This is a genomic window from Croceibacterium aestuarii (assembly GCF_030657335.1).
GTDB lineage: Bacteria > Pseudomonadota > Alphaproteobacteria > Sphingomonadales > Sphingomonadaceae > Croceibacterium_B > Croceibacterium_B aestuarii.
This window is the reverse complement of the sequence record NZ_CP131039.1, coordinates 1,486,479-1,501,855: the sequence shown is the minus strand read 5'-3', so window position 1 is coordinate 1,501,855 and position 15,377 is coordinate 1,486,479. Positions and strand designations below refer to the sequence as shown.

Here is a 15,377-nt window from a genome sequence, read left to right as displayed (position 1 = left end):
TTTCTGGCAGGCCCTTAGTCACTCTCCCCTATTCGATATTCATTCCGGGGACCCTTGGCAAGTGGGTCCATGCGGGGCAAGGTGCAAAAGCGGGAGGGGAACGATGCAGGCAGCGGCCGGCTACGGGGGAAAAGGTAGCGATACCGAAGTTGGCGATCTTGTCATCGTGGGCGGCGGTACGGCCGGCTGGATGGCGGCTGCGGCGTTCACGCGCTTCCTCAACAACGGCCGGCGCCGGATCACGCTGGTCGAGTCGGACGCCATTGGCACGGTAGGTGTCGGCGAAGCGACAATTCCCCCGATCATCCATTTCAACCGAATGCTCGATATCAACGAAAACGCGTTCCTCAAAGCCACCCGCGGCACTTTCAAACTGGGCATCGAGTTCGTGAACTGGGGCAAGCAGGGAGACCGCTACCTGCACCCGTTCGGCAATTACGGCAGCGATATTCACGGCATTCCGTTCCATCAATTGTGGCTGCGCGAACGGCAGATCGGCGATCCCGGGCCGATCGACGACTACTGCGTCAACGCGATCGCCGCCGCACAGCGCCGGTTCGGACGTCCCTCGCCCGACGCGAAGTCGCCGCTGCAGCACATCTTCTACGCCTTTCATTTCGACGCATCGCTCTATGCTCGCTTCCTGCGCGGCGTTGCGGAACGCCAGGGCGTGGTCAGGAAAGAAGGGAAGATCGTAGGGGTTGAAAGGGAAGGCGAAACGGGCAACGTGGCGGCAATCGTCTTGGAGAGCGGCGAGCGGATTGCCGGCGACCTGTTCATCGATTGCTCGGGATTTCGTGGGCTGCTGATCGAGCAGGAGCTCGAGACCGGATGGGACGATTGGAGCCGTTGGCTACCCTGTGATCGCGCGATCGCCGTGCCGACGGCGCTCACCGGGTCGCCGGACCCCTTCACGCGCTCGACCGCACACGGCGCCGGATGGCAATGGCGCATCCCGCTGCAGCACCGCATGGGCAACGGCCACGTCTTCGCCAGCAGCTTCCTGGCCGAAGATGAGGCGCGCGAGATACTGCTCGCGAATGTCGAGGGTGAGATCCTCGCCGAGCCGAGAACCATCCGATTCGCCACGGGGCGACGCACGCGCAGCTGGAACCGCAACGTCGTGGCGCTCGGACTGTCCTCGGGCTTTCTCGAGCCGCTCGAATCGACCAGCATTCACCTGATACAGAACGGCATCCAGCGCCTGCTTGCGCTGTTTCCCGGCAAGCCGATCAGCCCGGCCGAACGCGACGAGTACAATCGCGGCATGAGCGAGATGTACGACGACGTACGCGATTTCATCATCCTCCACTACAAGGCGACGCAGCGGGACGACACGGCGTTCTGGCGCACGGTGCGCGACATGGACGTGCCGGACAGCCTCAAGCGCAAGATGGAGCTCTGGCGGCTTCACGGACGGATTTTCCGCGAAGGTGCCGAACTGTTCGGCGTTACGAGCTGGGTCGCGGTCATGCTCGGTCAGAATCTCTGGCCCGAAGCATGGGATCCAGTCGTCGACTCGCTGGACGAGGCCAAGGTCGCGCTGGCCTTGCGGCAGATGCGGCAAGATTTCCGCCGCGCGGTCGATACGCTGCCGAATCAGGAGCAGTTTCTGCGCCGCGCCGGCGCCTGGGCGGAAGCCGAACAGGGGACGGCCGAGGTGGCGGGGGTGACCTCGTGATCGGCGATCCCATTCGCAAGATCGTGATTGTCGGCGGCGGGACTGCCGGCTGGATGGCCGCCGCCGCACTGTCCAAGGTCATGGGCCAGTTTCCCGGCCTCGCGATCGAGCTGGTTGAATCCGAAGCCATCGGCACGGTCGGTGTCGGCGAAGCGACGATCCCGCAGATCAACCTGTTCAACGCGATGCTCGGGGTCGACGAGAGTGAGTTCGTCCGCGAGACGCATGCGACCTACAAGCTGGGCATCGAGTTCGTCGACTGGACGCGGCTGGGCCATCGCTATGTCCACCCGTTCGGATCCTACGGCCCGGACATGATGGGGATCGAGTTTCACCACCACTGGCTCAAGGGCCGCTCGCTCGGCGATTCCAGCGAGCTGGACGAATATTCGATCGCAGTCGCTGCCGGGAAGGCGGGAAAGATGGCGTGGCCGGCCCGCGACAATCCCCGTTCGCCGCTGAGCAAGCTCGCCTATGCCTTCCAGTTCGATGCCGGGCGCTATGCCCGCTACCTGCGCGGGCGGGCAGAGCGCCAGGGCGTGAAGCGGACCGAAGGCAGGATCACTTCGGTCGAGCGCGATGGTGAGAGCGGCTTCGTTACGGCCGTGGTGCTAGAAAGCGGCGCAAGAGTGGAAGGCGAGCTTTTCATCGACTGCTCGGGTTTCCGCGCGTTGCTGATCGGGCAGGAACTTGGCGTGCCGTTCACCGACTGGAGCGAGTGGCTGCCGTGCGATCGTGCCGTCGCCATACCCTGCACGCTGGCCGGTGATCGCGAAACGCTGACCCGTTCGACGGCGCGGCCGGCCGGGTGGCAATGGCGCATCCCGCTGCAGCACCGGATCGGCAACGGTCATGTCTATTGCTCGCAGTACATGAGCGAGGACGAAGCGACCGGCCTGCTGCTCGCCAACCTCGACGGCGAGCCGCTGGCCGAGCCGAACCAACTGCGCTTTACGGCGGGGCGCCGGGCCCGGGCCTGGGAGAAGAACGTGGTCGCCCTCGGCCTTGCCGGGGGCTTTCTCGAGCCGCTTGAGTCGACGGCAATCCATCTGGTCCAGGCGGCCATCGCGCGGCTGCTGGCGCTGTTCCCGAGCCGGGCGTTCGGAACGCGGGAAATCGAGCGCTTCAACGACGAGACGCTGCGCGACTACGTCGACATCCGCGACTTCCTGCTGCTGCATTACAACGCGACGAAGCGAGACGATTCGCCGTTCTGGGATTATTGCCGCAACCTCGCCCCGCCGAAGGGGCTGGCGGAGAAGCTGGCGATGTTCCGTTCCTCGGGGCGGATATTCCGCGAGCATAACGAGCTCTTCACCGAGACGAGCTGGCTGTCGGTCCTGGTCGGACAGGGGGTCGAGGCCGGCGGATACCACCCCGCCGCCGACCTCCTGCCCGACGCGGAAACGCGCAAGCGGCTGGCGCACATCCGCGAGGTCGTGGCGCAGACGGCGCAGCAGATGCCGACCCAGGACCAGTTCCTCGCCGCAAACGGTTCGGCGATACCGGCGGATGAGCGGCGCATCGCATGACCGCACTGCCCCAGCCGCCCGCGGTCGAGGAAGTGCCGGGCGTCGATGCCACACGGTTCCACGCGCAGATTCGCGCGGCCCGCAAGCCGGTGGTCATGCGCGGTCTGGTCTGCGACTGGCCGGCGGTCGCAGCCGCCCGAGAGGGCGACGAGGCGATCGCCGAATACCTCGTGGAATGCGCTCCGCGCCGGCCGGTCGTGGCGATCGCCGCACCGCCGGAGGAGGACGGCCGCTTCTTCTACAACAGCGACCTGACCGGCTTCAATTTCCGCCAAGGCAAGGGCCGCCTCGAGGATTTCCTGCGCGACCTGCTCGCCGCGAAGGAGATCAGCGATCCGCCCGCGTTCGCGGTGCAGTCCGAGGTCATACCCGACGTGCTGCCCGCGTTTGCCGAGGCGAACCGGCTCGCCCTGCTGCCCGAGGTGGCCGCGCGCATCTGGATCGGCAATCGCATCCGCGTCGCGCCGCATTACGACGTGAAGGAGAACGTGGCCTGCTGCGTGGCCGGGCGGCGGCGCTTCACGCTGTTCCCGCCCGAGCAGCTTGCCAATCTCTATGCCGGTCCCTTCGAGCTGACCCCGGCGGGCACACCGGTGAGCATGGTCGATCCGCACGCCCCCGATCTGGCGCGCTATCCGCGCTTCGCCGAGGCCTGGGAGCATGCACAGCAGACGACTCTGGAGCCGGGCGACGCGCTCTACATTCCCTACACCTGGTGGCACGGGGTGGAATCGCTCGAGCCCGTCTCGATCCTCGTCAACTACTGGTGGAACGACAGCCCGCCGGGCATCGCGCCGCCTTACGACGCGCTGCTCCACGCGATCTACGCGTTCCGCCACCTGCCGCCGCAAGACCGGGACGTCTGGCGCATGATGCTCGACCACTACGTGTTCGAGAGCAACGGCGATCCCGCCGCGCACCTGCCCGCTCACGCCAAGGGCATCCTCTCGCCCGCGAGCGAGGGCCTCTTTGCGCAGATGAGGGCCATGCTGCGGCAAATTGCCGGCTAGGCCAAATCGGCACTCTGCCTCCGCCGGCGGGGCAGCGCAGGGTTACGCCAGTTTACTGGTGTAACCTTGTCCGGAATCCTGCAAATACAATACTTTCAATGCCTTGAGCTTGTAATCATCGCCTATCCGCAGGGTTACTCATAGCGGAGTGCGAAAAAAAATCGCGCGAACTGCGATGCCGCCCCCTGAACACATTTAGCCGAGTGTGGCGGCAAAAGAGGCAGGGCGACGCGCATACGCGGGACTTAGGCAGATTGCCGCCGTGTAGGAAAGTGCTTTGTCCGCCGCGCTCGACCCGCGCCGGTGCAAGGGCCTCAAAGCAGCTCCTGCACCCACTCCGCATAGGGCGGCGCGGCGGCGAGCGCCGCCTCTGCCCGGGCGGCAAAGTGCCGTCCGCCATCGTTTTCATCTCCGGCTGCCGCAGCGGTCAGCGGGCTCTCTCCCGAGGGCACGCCGAGCGCCTGGAGCAGCGCGCCCCACTCTTGCACCAGCATGGGCGCTTCCTCGGCGAACGGGGTCCGGCCGCGGCGCACGTACTGGTCGAGAGCGCGCTCGAGCTCGGGCGAGCGCCACAGATGCGGGAACAGCTCCCCGGCAGCGGGCGCCGCATAGTGCACCGCGACCCAGTCGGCGGCGCGGTCCGCCATCAGTGCGGCGCGGCGGTTGAATTCGGCACGCTCCGCAGCATCGACGGTGCGTCCGGGGAGAAGCTCGAGGAGCAGAGCAAGCTGGCGGTGGGCCAGGTCCTGGGCAATGCCGCCGAGCGGCTCGATCCGGGCCGCGGCATCGCCGAGGGCCACGACGTTGCCGAGCCACGGCGCTTCGGCCCGCCCCGGCGAAAAGGGAACGATCGCGGCGGGGGGCTCGCCCAGCGCGGCGGAAATCGCCTCGTCGCCCGCCTCTCCGGCAATGCCGAGGATCGTCTGCAGACCGTCCCGCCCGGCGAGATCCCACCGCCAGCCCAGCGGGGTAAACGCAGCACGGTCCTCCAAGGCCAGGACCGGCCGCCCTGCTTCCGCCATCGCGATCCGCCGCACGGGGTGCATGGCGTGCCAGTCGATCTGCCGCGCTTCGGGCAGATGCGAATGAAGGAGCGCGCGCGAACCGGTGCAGTCGACGAACAGATCGCCGGGGATCTCGCCCACGCCTTCTGCGACCAAGGCAGCGATACCGCCTTCGCCGTCCGGCCTGAAGCCGCGAATATCGACCCGGGCGTGCTGAACCCCGAGCTGCGCGGCGATCCCGACCAGCAGTTCGCGGTATGCCGGCACGTTCCAGCGCAGGGCGTAATCGAGGTCCGCCAGCGGAGACTCCGCTTCGCCCTGCGGCGGCGCGAAGCGGCCTGCCGCAGCGAGAACCTCGCCGAGCGAACGCGGCGGCGCGGCGGTCCCGGCGTTGCGCGGACCGCCGCCCCATTCCCTGGCGAAAGCCGTGGCCATCGCCGGGTCGACCGCCGCCCCGTAACCGGCGGCACCCTGCTGTCCCGGCCCGCCGCCGCCGAAATAGCGCATGACCAGCCGGTGGCTCGCCCCGGCCTTGCGCACAAGATCGTCCTCGCCGACCTGCAGGCGGTCGTGGAGGCGGTTGGTGAAGGGCAAGGCGGTGCCGATACGCTCGGCGAACGCGCCGGGATCGGGCGGAAGGGCGAGGACCAGCAGCTCGGTGGTCGGCAAGGCCCGGCGCAGGCCGATCGCGGCAAGTACGCCAAGCGGACCGTCGCCCGCGACGACGATCCGGGCCGGAAGTTCGCGCGGCTCGCTCATGGCGCTGCCGCCAGCCGCTCGGCACGCGACATCAGGAAGTCGCGGTGGCCCGGCATCGCCGCGGTCTCGTCGCGGATCGCCTGCTGCAGCGAACCCAGCGCACGCGCGATCCGGTCCGGGTCGGGCAGACGCGTGCGCGGATCGTGGCACTCGGGCAGCAATCCCTGGCCGAGATAGACCGCGATCCACGAGGCGTCGTAGAACAGTCCGTCGGAGTATTTCTCGACCCGCCCGGTCTCGCGCCAGAGAGTCATCTTCTCCTGCAGCGAATCCGGCACCCGCATCGTGCGCACGTGGTTCCAGAACTCGGAATCGTCGCGCGTCGTGGCATGGTAGTGGAGGATCAGGAAGTCGCGCACCCGGTCGTATTCCATGTCGACCAGGCGGTTGAATTCGTCGCGATCGCGCGGATCGATCCGGCCGCCTTCGGGGAACAGTTCGAGGAGGTAGGTCACCGCCATCTGCGCCAGATAGATCGAAGTCGATTCGAGCGGTTCGAGGAAGCCGCTGGAGAGGCCCACGGCAATGACGTTGCGGTTCCAGCTCGCCCTGCGCCGCCCGGCGCGGAAGCGCAGCACCCGCGGGTCGGCCAGCCGGGTTCCTTCCGCCGCCCCGGCGATGACCGCACAGGCCTCGTCCTCGGACAGGAAGGAACTTGAAAAGACGTACCCGTTGCCGATCCGGTGCTGCAGCGGGATGCGCCAGCGCCAGCCTGCCGGCATGGCGATGGCGGTCGTGTAGGGATGGATTTCCTCGCGAACGTGCTCGCACGGCATCGCCGCGGCCCGGTCGCACGGCAGCCACTGCGACCAGTCTTCCCATTCCTCCTCCAGCGTGCCGCCGATCATCAGCGCGCGGAAGCCCGAGCAGTCGACGAACAGGTCGCCGGCGATTTGCTGCCCATTTTCGAGCACCAGCGCGGTGACGTCGCCGCTCTCGCCGTCCTGCTTCACTTCGACCACCTTGCCCTCGATCCGCGCAACGCCGAGCTTCCTCGCGTGCTCGCGCAGGAAGGGCCCGAACAGCGTGGCGTCGAACTGGTAGGCGTAGCCGTAGGTCGAGGTCAGGCTGGCATCGGTGGTCGGCGGGCGGAACTTGTTCTCCAGCGCCGCCGTGACGGCCAGCGAGTAGCTGCCGATCTCGTCCGCCCGGCCCTGGCGCTGCATTTCGAGCCAGTAGTGGTGGAAGGGGACGCCGGCGACTTCCTCGCCGAAGGTGCCGAAAGGGTGGACGTAGCTTTCGCCGATCCGCCCGAAATCGCGGAAGTCTATGCCCAGCTTGTAGGTCGCATGGGTCGCCTGCATGAACGCGGCCTCGTCGATGCCGAGCCGTTCCACGTAGCCGCGGATGTGCGGCAAGGTGGCTTCGCCGACGCCGACGATGCCGATATCCTCGCTCTCGACCAGCGTCACTTCGACCAGCGGGCCGAGCAGCCCGGCCAGCCCGGCCGCGCTCATCCATCCGGCGGTACCGCCGCCGAGGACGACGACGCGAACGGGCTTGCGGTCGGGATTGCTCACCGATGCAGGATAGGTCGATGGCGCGGCGCGGGCCAGCCCCGCGCCATCGGCTCAGCCTTCGCGGACGGCCGGGACAATTGCATCCCCGGCGGCCGAGGGAGCTTCCCAGCCTTCCATTTCCTCCAGCTCCTTGCCCTTGGTCTCGTTGACGAAGGACTTGACCAGGAAGAAGCTGATCACCGCGCTGACGGTGTAGAAGGCGTACGTCGAGGCCAGCCCGAAATTGTCGGCCATCCACGGGAAGCTCTGTACCACCGCGTAGTTCGCGCCCCACTGCGCCACGCCGGCGACGGCCAGCGCCGAACCGCGGATCTGGTTGGGGAACATCTCGCCCAGCATGACCCACATCACCGGGCCCCAGCTGAAGTTGAAGAAGATCACGTAGAGGTTGGCCGCGACCAGCGCGACCCAGCCGACGCTGGGATCGAGCATGAGGTTGCCCGCCGCATCCTCGCTCGCCCCGGAGAACGCCCAGGTCATCGCGCCCAGCGTCACCGCCATGCCGACCGAGCCGATCATGAGCAGCGGCTTGCGGCCGATCTTGTCGATGACCATGATCGCGGCGAAGACCGCGGCGATCGAGACCAGGCCCGAGACGATGTTGCGCTCCAGCGCCACCTCCTCCGACACGCCGGCCAGCTTCCACAGCGTTTCGCCGTAATAGAAGATGATGTTGATGCCGACGAACTGCTGGAAGGTCGCCAGCATGATCCCGGCCCACACGATCGGGCGGAAGATCTTGCCCGGCAGGGTCACGTCGGACAGCCGCGGGCGGTGGTCGGCGGAGAAGCTGGCGCGGATTTCGCCGAGCTTGCGCGCCGCTTCGTCGGGCCCGAACAGCCGCGTCAGCACGCCGCGGGCCTGCTCGTCGTGGCCGCGGCTGACGAGGTAGCGCGGGCTTTCGGGAATGAAGAACAGGGCGACGAGGAAGACGATCGCGGGGACCGACTGCGCCAGGTACATCCAGCGCCAAGCCACGGTTCCGCCGATCTCGCCGAGCGAGCTCCCTGCCGACTGGGCGAGGAAATAGTTGACCACGAAGGCGGCGGTCAGGCCGGAGATGATCATCACCTGCTGCACCGTCGTCAGCCGGCCGCGGATGTTGGCCGGGGCGACTTCGGAGATGTAGAGCGGCGAGAGCACGCTGGCGGCGCCGACGGCCATGCCGCCGGAAAAACGCGCCAGCACGAAGAGCTCGTGCACTCCGGTCAGGCCCTGCACCAGCGCGCCGAGGACGAACAGCAGGGCGGCAATGATCATCACCTTGCGGCGGCCGATCACGTCCGCCAGCCGCCCGGCGAAGAAGGCGCCGACCGCGCAGCCGATCAGCAGCGACCCGACCGTGAACCCCAGCGCCGCCGGAGAGAGGTCGAACGTCTGCCGCAGCCCTTCCTGGGTGCCGTTCACCGCGCCGCTGTCATACCCGAAGAGCAAGCCGCCTATCGTCGCCACCGCGACGATTGCTGCAATGAGCGCCATGTTGACGCTGGTGCGTGTCGTTTCCATCGAATCCCCTCCTCGTTCGCGGCTTTTGCGCGATTAATGTTAGCGCTACCTAACCGGGCAGCGCCCCATTCGACAAGAGGTTTCGCAGCGAGGGCTATCCGGCCTCGACCACCGGCGGGAGCGGGTTGCGCACCTTCGAGCCCCAGAGCGCGTAGAACAGGACGTAAAGCTCGCAGGCCACCGTCAGCCAGAAGCTGTTCTGCAATCCGTAGGTGTCGGCCAGCCAGCCCTGCACCACGACCAGCGCACCGCCGGCGATGGCGGTGATGAGCAGGCCCGAGGCCTCTTCGGTGAGCGGGCCGAGCCCCTTGATGGCCATCGCGAAGATGGTCGGGAACATGATCGAATGCCCGAGCCCGACGAGGATCAGGCACCACATGGCAACCGGGCCGTGCAGCGTCGCCGCGCCGATCATCACCGCCATGGCGAACAGCGCGAAGGCGGCCAACGTCTTGTCGGCAGGGAACCGGCGCATCAGGAAGCTGCCGGCGAAGCGGCCGACCATCATCCCGCCCCACATCAGCACCAGGTAGTTGGCCGCCGTCGCCGGGGTGATCGCGGCGATGTCGGGCAGGATGGCGAAGGTGATGAACAGGTTGGCGACGCCGATCTCGGCGATCAGGTAGATGAAGATCGCCGGCACGCCGAGCACGAGATGACGGTGGCTCCACAGCGATAGCTTCTTGCGCTCCTCCTGCGCGACGCGGCTCGTGGCCGAACCGAGCGCGGGGAGCGGCGAGCGCCAGATAATGACCGCGATGACCGCCAGTACGATCGCCACCAGGACATAGGGCAGCTGGGTCGCCTCGGCATCCGCCAGCCGCTGCGCAGCGGTCAGCTCGGTGCCCTCGAGCGAGGTCCCGCCGATGGTCCGGCTGAGGATCAGGTAGCCGCCGAAATAAGGGGCGAAGAAGGTGCCCATCGAGTTGAACGCCTGGACCAGCGTCAAGCGCGATTCGGAGCTTTCCGCCGGGCCGATGACGGCAACGTAGGGATTGGCCGCGACCTGCAGCAAGGTGATGCCGCTGGCGATGACGAACAGCGCCGCCAGCGTCACGCCGTAGGACGGCAGCCGGGCCGCCGGCACCATGCACAGCGCACCGACGGCCATGGCAGCGAGGCCGATGATGATCGCCTTCTTGTATCCGGTCCGCTCGATCAGGAACGCCGAGGGCATGCCCATCACGCCGTAGGCGATGAACCAGACGGATTCGATGACCGTGGTCTGGGTATAGTTGAGCTCGAACACGCTGCGCAGGTGCGGCAGCAGCGTGTTGTTGATGACGGTGATGAAGCCCCACATGAAGAACAGCGAGGCGAGCAGGGCCAGCGCCGGCCGGTAGCTCATCGGCTTGCCGCCATCGGCCGAGATCACGGCAGCACTTCCATCCGGCGCCAGAGCCATATCCACCCTCCCCTGCAATCCCGGCAAGCGAGCGGCCGCTTGCGCATTCCCTATTTGTCGGACTATTTGAGCCCATCGGAAGCGTCAAGCGCGCGCAGGAGCTGGAATGGTGCAAAAGTTGCGAAGCCGCGCGTGGTTCGACAATCCCGACAACATCGACATGACCGCGCTCTATCTCGAGCGCTACCTCAATTTCGGCCTGAGCCTGGCCGAATTGCGCAGCGGCAAGCCGATCATCGGCATCGCCCAGACCGGCAGCGACCTGAGCCCGTGCAACAGGCACCACCTGGTCCTCGCCGAGCGGACCCGCGAAGGCATTCGCGAGGCGGGCGGGATCGCGCTCGAATTCCCGGTCCACCCGATCCAGGAAACCGGCAAGCGCCCGACCGCCGCGCTCGACCGCAACCTCGCCTATGTCGCGCTGGTCGAACTGATCTACGGCTACCCGCTCGACGGCGTGGTGCTGACCACCGGGTGCGACAAGACGACACCGGCCTGCCTGATGGCCGCGGCGACGGTGAACATCCCGGCGATCGCGCTGTCGGTCGGGCCGATGCTCAACGGCTGGCACCAGGGCAAGCGGACCGGCTCGGGCACGATCGTGTGGAAGGCGCGCGAACTGCTCGCCGAGGGCAAGATCGACGACGAGGGATTCATCCGGCTGGTCGCCAGCTCGGCGCCCTCGACCGGCTACTGCAACACCATGGGCACCGCGACGACGATGAACTCGCTGGCCGAGGTGCTCGGCATGATGCTGCCGGGAACGGCGGCGATCCCGGCGCCGCATCGCGACCGGCAGGAGGCGGCCTATCTGACCGGCAAGCGCATCGTCGAAATGGTCGCCGAGGATCTCAAGCCGTCGGACGTGATGACGCGCGAGAGCTTCCTCAACGCCATCGCGGTCAACTCCGCGCTCGGCGGATCGACCAACGCCCCGGTCCACCTGATCGCCCTGGCCCGCCACCTCGGCGTCGCGCTGTCGCTCGGCGACTGGGAGGAGCACGGCCACGACGTCCCGCTGCTGGTCAACCTGCAGCCGGCGGGCGACTACCTGGGCGAGGATTTCTTCCGCGCCGGCGGTGTCCCGGCGGTGGTCGGGCAGCTGATCGGCCAGGGCCTAATCCACGAAGACGCGGCCACGGTGAACGGACGCACGATCGGCGAGAACTGCCGCGACGCCCGCGTTGGCGACACAGAGGTCATCCGGCCGTTCGACGACCCGCTGGTCGAAAAGGCCGGTTTCATCGTGCTGCGCGGCAACCTGTTCGATGCGGCGATCATGAAGACCAGCGTGATCGGCGAGGAGTTCCGCCAGCGCTACCTGTCGAACCCGGACGATCCCGAGGCCTTCGAGGGCCCTGTGGTCGTGTTCGACGGACCCGAGGACTACCACCGCCGGATCGACGATCCGGCGCTCGGCATCACTTCGCAGACGATGCTGATCATGCGCGGCACGGGGCCGGTCGGCTATCCGGGCGCGGCCGAAGTCGTCAACATGCGCGCCCCGGACTACCTGCTGACCGAGGGCGTCCACGCGCTGCCGTGCATCGGCGACGGGCGGCAATCGGGCACCTCGGCCAGCCCCTCGATCCTCAACGCCTCGCCCGAAGCGGCCGCCAACGGCGGGCTCGCGCTGGTCGAGACGGGCGACCGGCTGCGGATCGATCTCGGCAAGGGCGAAGTGAACCTGCTGATACCCGAGGAAGAGCTGGCGGCGCGACGCGAGGCGCTCATGGCCCGGGGAGGCTATGCCTATCCGGCCTCGCAGACGCCGTGGCAGGAAATCCAGCGTGCCCTGGTCGGCCAGCTCGACAGCGGGGCGATCCTCGAAGGGGCGGAGAAGTACCAGCGGATCGCACAGACCTACGGCGTGCCGCGCGACAATCACTAGATCCGAGAGAGGGAGTCCACCGATGAGGAAACTGACATTGCCGGGGTTGGCCGCGGCTTGCGCGCTGGCGCTGGGGGCCATGCCGGCCGCGGCCCAGGTCACGACCGAAGTTCCCGCGGTGGTCGAGGGCGCGGCCAAGGCGCGCGTCGAACACCTGAAGGTCCATTCCGACGAGATCGCCGGCAACCTGCTCGGCACATCGGCCGAGCGCGATGTCTTCGTGGTCCTGCCGCCGAGTTACGACAAGGAGCCCGGCCGGCGCTATCCGGTGGTCTACGCGCTGCACGGCTACTCGATCGGCGCGGAGCAATGGCTGGGGGAAATTCACGTGCCGCAGGTCGCCGAGGGCGCCTTTGCCAAGGGCACGCCGGAGATGATCCTGGTCTTCCCTTCGAGCAAGAACGAGTACAACGGCGCCTTCTACGCCAATTCGGTGACCACCGGAAATTTCGAGAACTGGATCGCCGGCGAGCTGATCGATTATGTCGACAGCCACTATCGCACCCTCGCCCAGCCGGCGAGCCGCGGGCTGGTCGGCCACTCGATGGGCGGTTACGGCGCCTCGCGGATCGGCATCAAGCGGGCCGACATGTACGGCGCGCTCTACCTGATGTCGCCGTGCTGCCAGTCGCCGCTCGGCGTTCGCGGCATGACCGGCGAGCAGGTTCGTCAGCTCGAGGCGATCGGCTCGGTCGAGGAAAGCGAAGCACTGCCGTTCGGGCTGCGCGGGCCGCTGGCCATTTCGGCCGCTTTTGCGCCCAACCCGAACAAGCCGCCGCTCTACCTCGACCTGCCGGTCGATGCCGACGGCAAGCCGCGGCCCGACGTCCTGGCCAAGTTCGACGCCAACGCCCCGCTGGCGTTTCTCGATCAGTACGTCTTCAAGGTCCGCAAGTACCGGGCGATCGCCATGGATGTCGGCGACGAGGACGGATTGCTGACCGATACCCGCCTGATGCACGAGGCGCTGCTGGCGCAGGGCATCGCCAACGATTTCGAGATCTACCACGGTAATCACACCAATCGGGTCGCCTTCCGGATGCAGGACCATGTCCTGCCGTTCTTCGGCAAGTCGCTGGCGTTCGAAATGCAGCAGTGAGACGGCAGCGTTCAGCCCTGCCCGGCGCTGGCAATGGCCTCGCGCGTGTCCTGGTGGGCAAGGTCGACGAGCACCTGCATCGCCGCGGCGGCGGCATCGGCGTCGCGCTCGGCGACGGCTTCGCAGACGCGCGCGTGGTCGGGGACGGGGTCGCGCGGCAGCGAGCGCCCGCGCAACTTGTAGGTCGTGGTCCACTGCACGGCGGCGCTGATGCTGGCGGCGAGCGACATCATCACTTCGTTGTGCGCAGCCTCCAGCAGGGCTTCGTGAAAGTCCCGGTCGGCGGCGCGGCCAGCCTCTGTGGCGAGCGTATGTCGCTGCATTCCATCGAGCGCCTCTTGCAGGCGCGCCAGTTCCTCCGCGCTGCGCCGCTCGGCCGCGAAACGGGCGATGGCCGGCTCGACGACTGCGCGCAATTCGAACAGGTCGTGCACGAAGTCGGCTTCCGGTTCGCCGGTAAAGGCCCAGGCAAGAACCATCGGATCGAGCAGGTTCCAGCGGCTGCGCGGGAGCACGCGCGTGCCCGCCCTCGGCCTGCTTTCTACCAGCCCTTTGGCGGTGAGCACCTGAACCGCTTCGCGGTAGGCGCTACGCGATACATTGAGCGCCTCGGCATTGGCCACTTCGCCGGTCAGCAAGCTGCCCGGGGAGATACGGCCCGAGACGATTGCCGAGCCGAGATGCTGCGCCACTGCACCGCGCAGGCGACGGCCGGTGTCGCGCGGACCCGCGATCAGCGCGCGCGAGGGCGTGCCGGGCGATGCCTGCGATCCCGGTTTGCGTCTGGCCATCGCGTCCGGTCTCCCGCGGGGACGGCAGTGCCCCCTCGACGGGGCTATTCGGGATCGGGCCGAAAAAATCAACCGAACCACCCTTTGTCATGGTCGAGGAGAGAAGCATGACTCCCGGTGTATCGCGCGGACCCGCACGGATCGGCCGTTCGCTGCGCACGGCGCGAATGAAGGCGCTATCCTGCATTCTCCTCGCTGGAGCGCTTGCGAGCTGCGCCGGGGCCGAGTTGCCGACTGCGGCCGGCGACAGCTTCACCTATCGGGGCAACCCCATCGTGCGCGATCGCTATACCGCCGATCCGGCTCCGCTTGTCGTCGGCGACACGCTCTACCTCTACGTCGGGCATGACGAGGCGCGCGGCGACGAGATGTTCAACATCACCGAATGGCTGGCCTATTCGACCAAGGACATGATCCACTGGACCGCGCACGGCCCGATCATGAAACCGACCGACTTCAACTGGGTGCAGAAGGACGCCTGGGCCAGCCAGGTCCACGAGAAGGACGGCCGCTTCTGGTTCTACACCGCGGTCGAGCACGACCCGGCGACCTCGCACGGCAAGTCAATCGGCGTCGCGGTGGCCGACAACCCGCTGGGGCCCTTCGTCGACGCGCGCGGCAGCGCTCTGGTGAAGAACGAGGACACCGACGGCCCGCACTGGTGGGACGACATCGACCCGACGATCTGGACCGAGGAAGACGGGACCAGTTGGCTGATCTGGGGCAACGCCGAATGCAAGATTGCGAGGCTCGCCCCCGACATGATCAGTTTCGACGGGCCGATCCGCAAGATCGACCTGCCCGACTTCGAGGAAGGGCCGTGGATCTTCAAGCGCGGCGACATCTACTACCTGGCCTATGCCTCGATGGACAAGGCGATCAGCCCGGACGAGCGGATTTCCTATGCCACCGCGCCGAGCATCGAGGGTCCGTGGACCTGGCGCGGCGAGCTCATGGGATCGGCCCCGAACAGCTTCACGATCCATCCCGGGATCGTCGAATTCAAGGGCCAGTGGTACCTGTTCTACCACATCGGTACGCTCGCCGTTGGCGACCAGACCGGCGCAATCGGGCGCCGCGCGGTCTCGGTCGAGCGGATGTATTTCAACCCCGACGGCACCATCCGGCACGTCGACCAGACCGCCGCGGGCATACTCCTGCCGGCCGAAGAGTGACGAG

At 67.3% G+C, this 15,377-nt stretch carries 11 protein-coding genes; 6 read left to right on the top strand and 5 right to left on the bottom strand.

Translation table 11 applies throughout. The features are described 5' to 3' along the window. Positions 1-103: 103 nt before the first annotated feature. The 3 genes from Q7I88_RS07285 to Q7I88_RS07275 are packed head-to-tail and all read left to right on the top strand — an operon-like array spanning position 104 to position 4,223. Positions 104-1,681: a tryptophan halogenase family protein gene (locus Q7I88_RS07285; protein WP_305098378.1), complete on the top strand. Its 1,578-nt coding sequence runs from the start codon at positions 104-106 to the stop codon at positions 1,679-1,681. Beyond that, positions 1,678-3,213 (top strand): tryptophan halogenase family protein, encoded by a 1,536-nt coding sequence (locus Q7I88_RS07280; protein WP_305098377.1) that lies wholly within the window; start codon positions 1,678-1,680, stop codon positions 3,211-3,213. The genes Q7I88_RS07285 and Q7I88_RS07280 overlap by 4 nt, the downstream gene beginning before the upstream one ends. Continuing rightward, positions 3,210-4,223 carry a cupin-like domain-containing protein gene (locus Q7I88_RS07275; protein WP_305098376.1) on the top strand — a complete coding sequence of 338 codons (1,014 nt, stop codon included), beginning with the start codon at positions 3,210-3,212 and terminating at the stop codon, positions 4,221-4,223. Before Q7I88_RS07280 ends, Q7I88_RS07275 begins: the two co-directional genes overlap by 4 nt. Positions 4,224-4,537: 314 nt before the next feature. Here the strand turns inward: Q7I88_RS07275 and Q7I88_RS07270 are convergent, their stop codons facing one another. The 4 genes from Q7I88_RS07270 to Q7I88_RS07255 form a co-directional block, all read right to left on the bottom strand. Beyond that, positions 4,538-5,986 (bottom strand): tryptophan 7-halogenase, encoded by a 1,449-nt coding sequence (locus Q7I88_RS07270; RefSeq protein ID WP_305098375.1) that lies wholly within the window; start codon positions 5,984-5,986, stop codon positions 4,538-4,540. Continuing rightward, positions 5,983-7,506 (bottom strand): tryptophan halogenase family protein, encoded by a 1,524-nt coding sequence (locus tag Q7I88_RS07265; protein ID WP_305098374.1) that lies wholly within the window; start codon positions 7,504-7,506, stop codon positions 5,983-5,985. The genes Q7I88_RS07270 and Q7I88_RS07265 overlap by 4 nt, the downstream gene beginning before the upstream one ends. 51 nt (positions 7,507-7,557) lie before the next feature. Continuing rightward, positions 7,558-9,012 (bottom strand): sugar porter family MFS transporter, encoded by a 1,455-nt coding sequence (locus tag Q7I88_RS07260; protein WP_305098373.1) that lies wholly within the window; start codon positions 9,010-9,012, stop codon positions 7,558-7,560. Between the two features lie 94 nt (positions 9,013-9,106). After that, on the bottom strand, positions 9,107-10,417 hold the full coding sequence (locus Q7I88_RS07255) for a sugar MFS transporter (protein WP_439648371.1): 1,311 nt from the start codon (positions 10,415-10,417) through the stop codon (positions 9,107-9,109). 106 nt (positions 10,418-10,523) lie between these two features. On the opposite strand from Q7I88_RS07255, the gene Q7I88_RS07250 reads away from it, so the two are divergent. Further along, positions 10,524-12,308 carry an IlvD/Edd family dehydratase gene (locus Q7I88_RS07250; RefSeq protein WP_305098372.1) on the top strand — a complete coding sequence of 595 codons (1,785 nt, stop codon included), beginning with the start codon at positions 10,524-10,526 and terminating at the stop codon, positions 12,306-12,308. Positions 12,309-12,330: 22 nt separating this feature from the next. After that, entirely contained in the window at positions 12,331-13,407 is a 1,077-nt protein-coding gene (locus Q7I88_RS07245) for an alpha/beta hydrolase (RefSeq protein WP_305098371.1), read from the top strand. An 11-nt stretch (positions 13,408-13,418) separates the two neighbouring features. On the opposite strand, the gene Q7I88_RS07240 is transcribed toward Q7I88_RS07245, so the two are convergent. Next, positions 13,419-14,198: a FadR/GntR family transcriptional regulator gene (locus tag Q7I88_RS07240; protein WP_305098370.1), complete on the bottom strand. Its 780-nt coding sequence runs from the start codon at positions 14,196-14,198 to the stop codon at positions 13,419-13,421. 107 nt (positions 14,199-14,305) lie between these two features. Here Q7I88_RS07240 and Q7I88_RS07235 point away from each other — a divergent pair, with 107 nt between their 5' ends. After that, positions 14,306-15,373, top strand: coding sequence for a glycoside hydrolase family 43 protein (locus tag Q7I88_RS07235; protein WP_305098369.1), 1,068 nt, complete (start codon positions 14,306-14,308; stop codon positions 15,371-15,373). The last annotated feature ends 4 nt before the right edge of the window (positions 15,374-15,377 follow it).

What these genes read in the sequence shown, in the direction of transcription:
- Q7I88_RS07285 (WP_305098378.1), top strand. Translation starts at nt 104, where the DNA reads ATGCAGGCAGCGGCCGGCTACGGGGGAAAAGGTAGCGATACCGAAGTT.
- Q7I88_RS07235 (WP_305098369.1), top strand. Translation starts at nt 14,306, where the DNA reads ATGACTCCCGGTGTATCGCGCGGACCCGCACGGATCGGCCGTTCGCTG.
- Q7I88_RS07270 (WP_305098375.1), bottom strand. Translation starts at nt 5,986, where the DNA reads ATGAGCGAGCCGCGCGAACTTCCGGCCCGGATCGTCGTCGCGGGCGAC.
- Q7I88_RS07240 (WP_305098370.1), bottom strand. Translation starts at nt 14,198, where the DNA reads ATGGCCAGACGCAAACCGGGATCGCAGGCATCGCCCGGCACGCCCTCG.
- Q7I88_RS07275 (WP_305098376.1), top strand. Translation starts at nt 3,210, where the DNA reads ATGACCGCACTGCCCCAGCCGCCCGCGGTCGAGGAAGTGCCGGGCGTC.
- Q7I88_RS07250 (WP_305098372.1), top strand. Translation starts at nt 10,524, where the DNA reads ATGGTGCAAAAGTTGCGAAGCCGCGCGTGGTTCGACAATCCCGACAAC.
- Q7I88_RS07260 (WP_305098373.1), bottom strand. Translation starts at nt 9,012, where the DNA reads ATGGAAACGACACGCACCAGCGTCAACATGGCGCTCATTGCAGCAATC.
- Q7I88_RS07255 (WP_439648371.1), bottom strand. Translation starts at nt 10,417, where the DNA reads ATGGCTCTGGCGCCGGATGGAAGTGCTGCCGTGATCTCGGCCGATGGC.
- Q7I88_RS07245 (WP_305098371.1), top strand. Translation starts at nt 12,331, where the DNA reads ATGAGGAAACTGACATTGCCGGGGTTGGCCGCGGCTTGCGCGCTGGCG.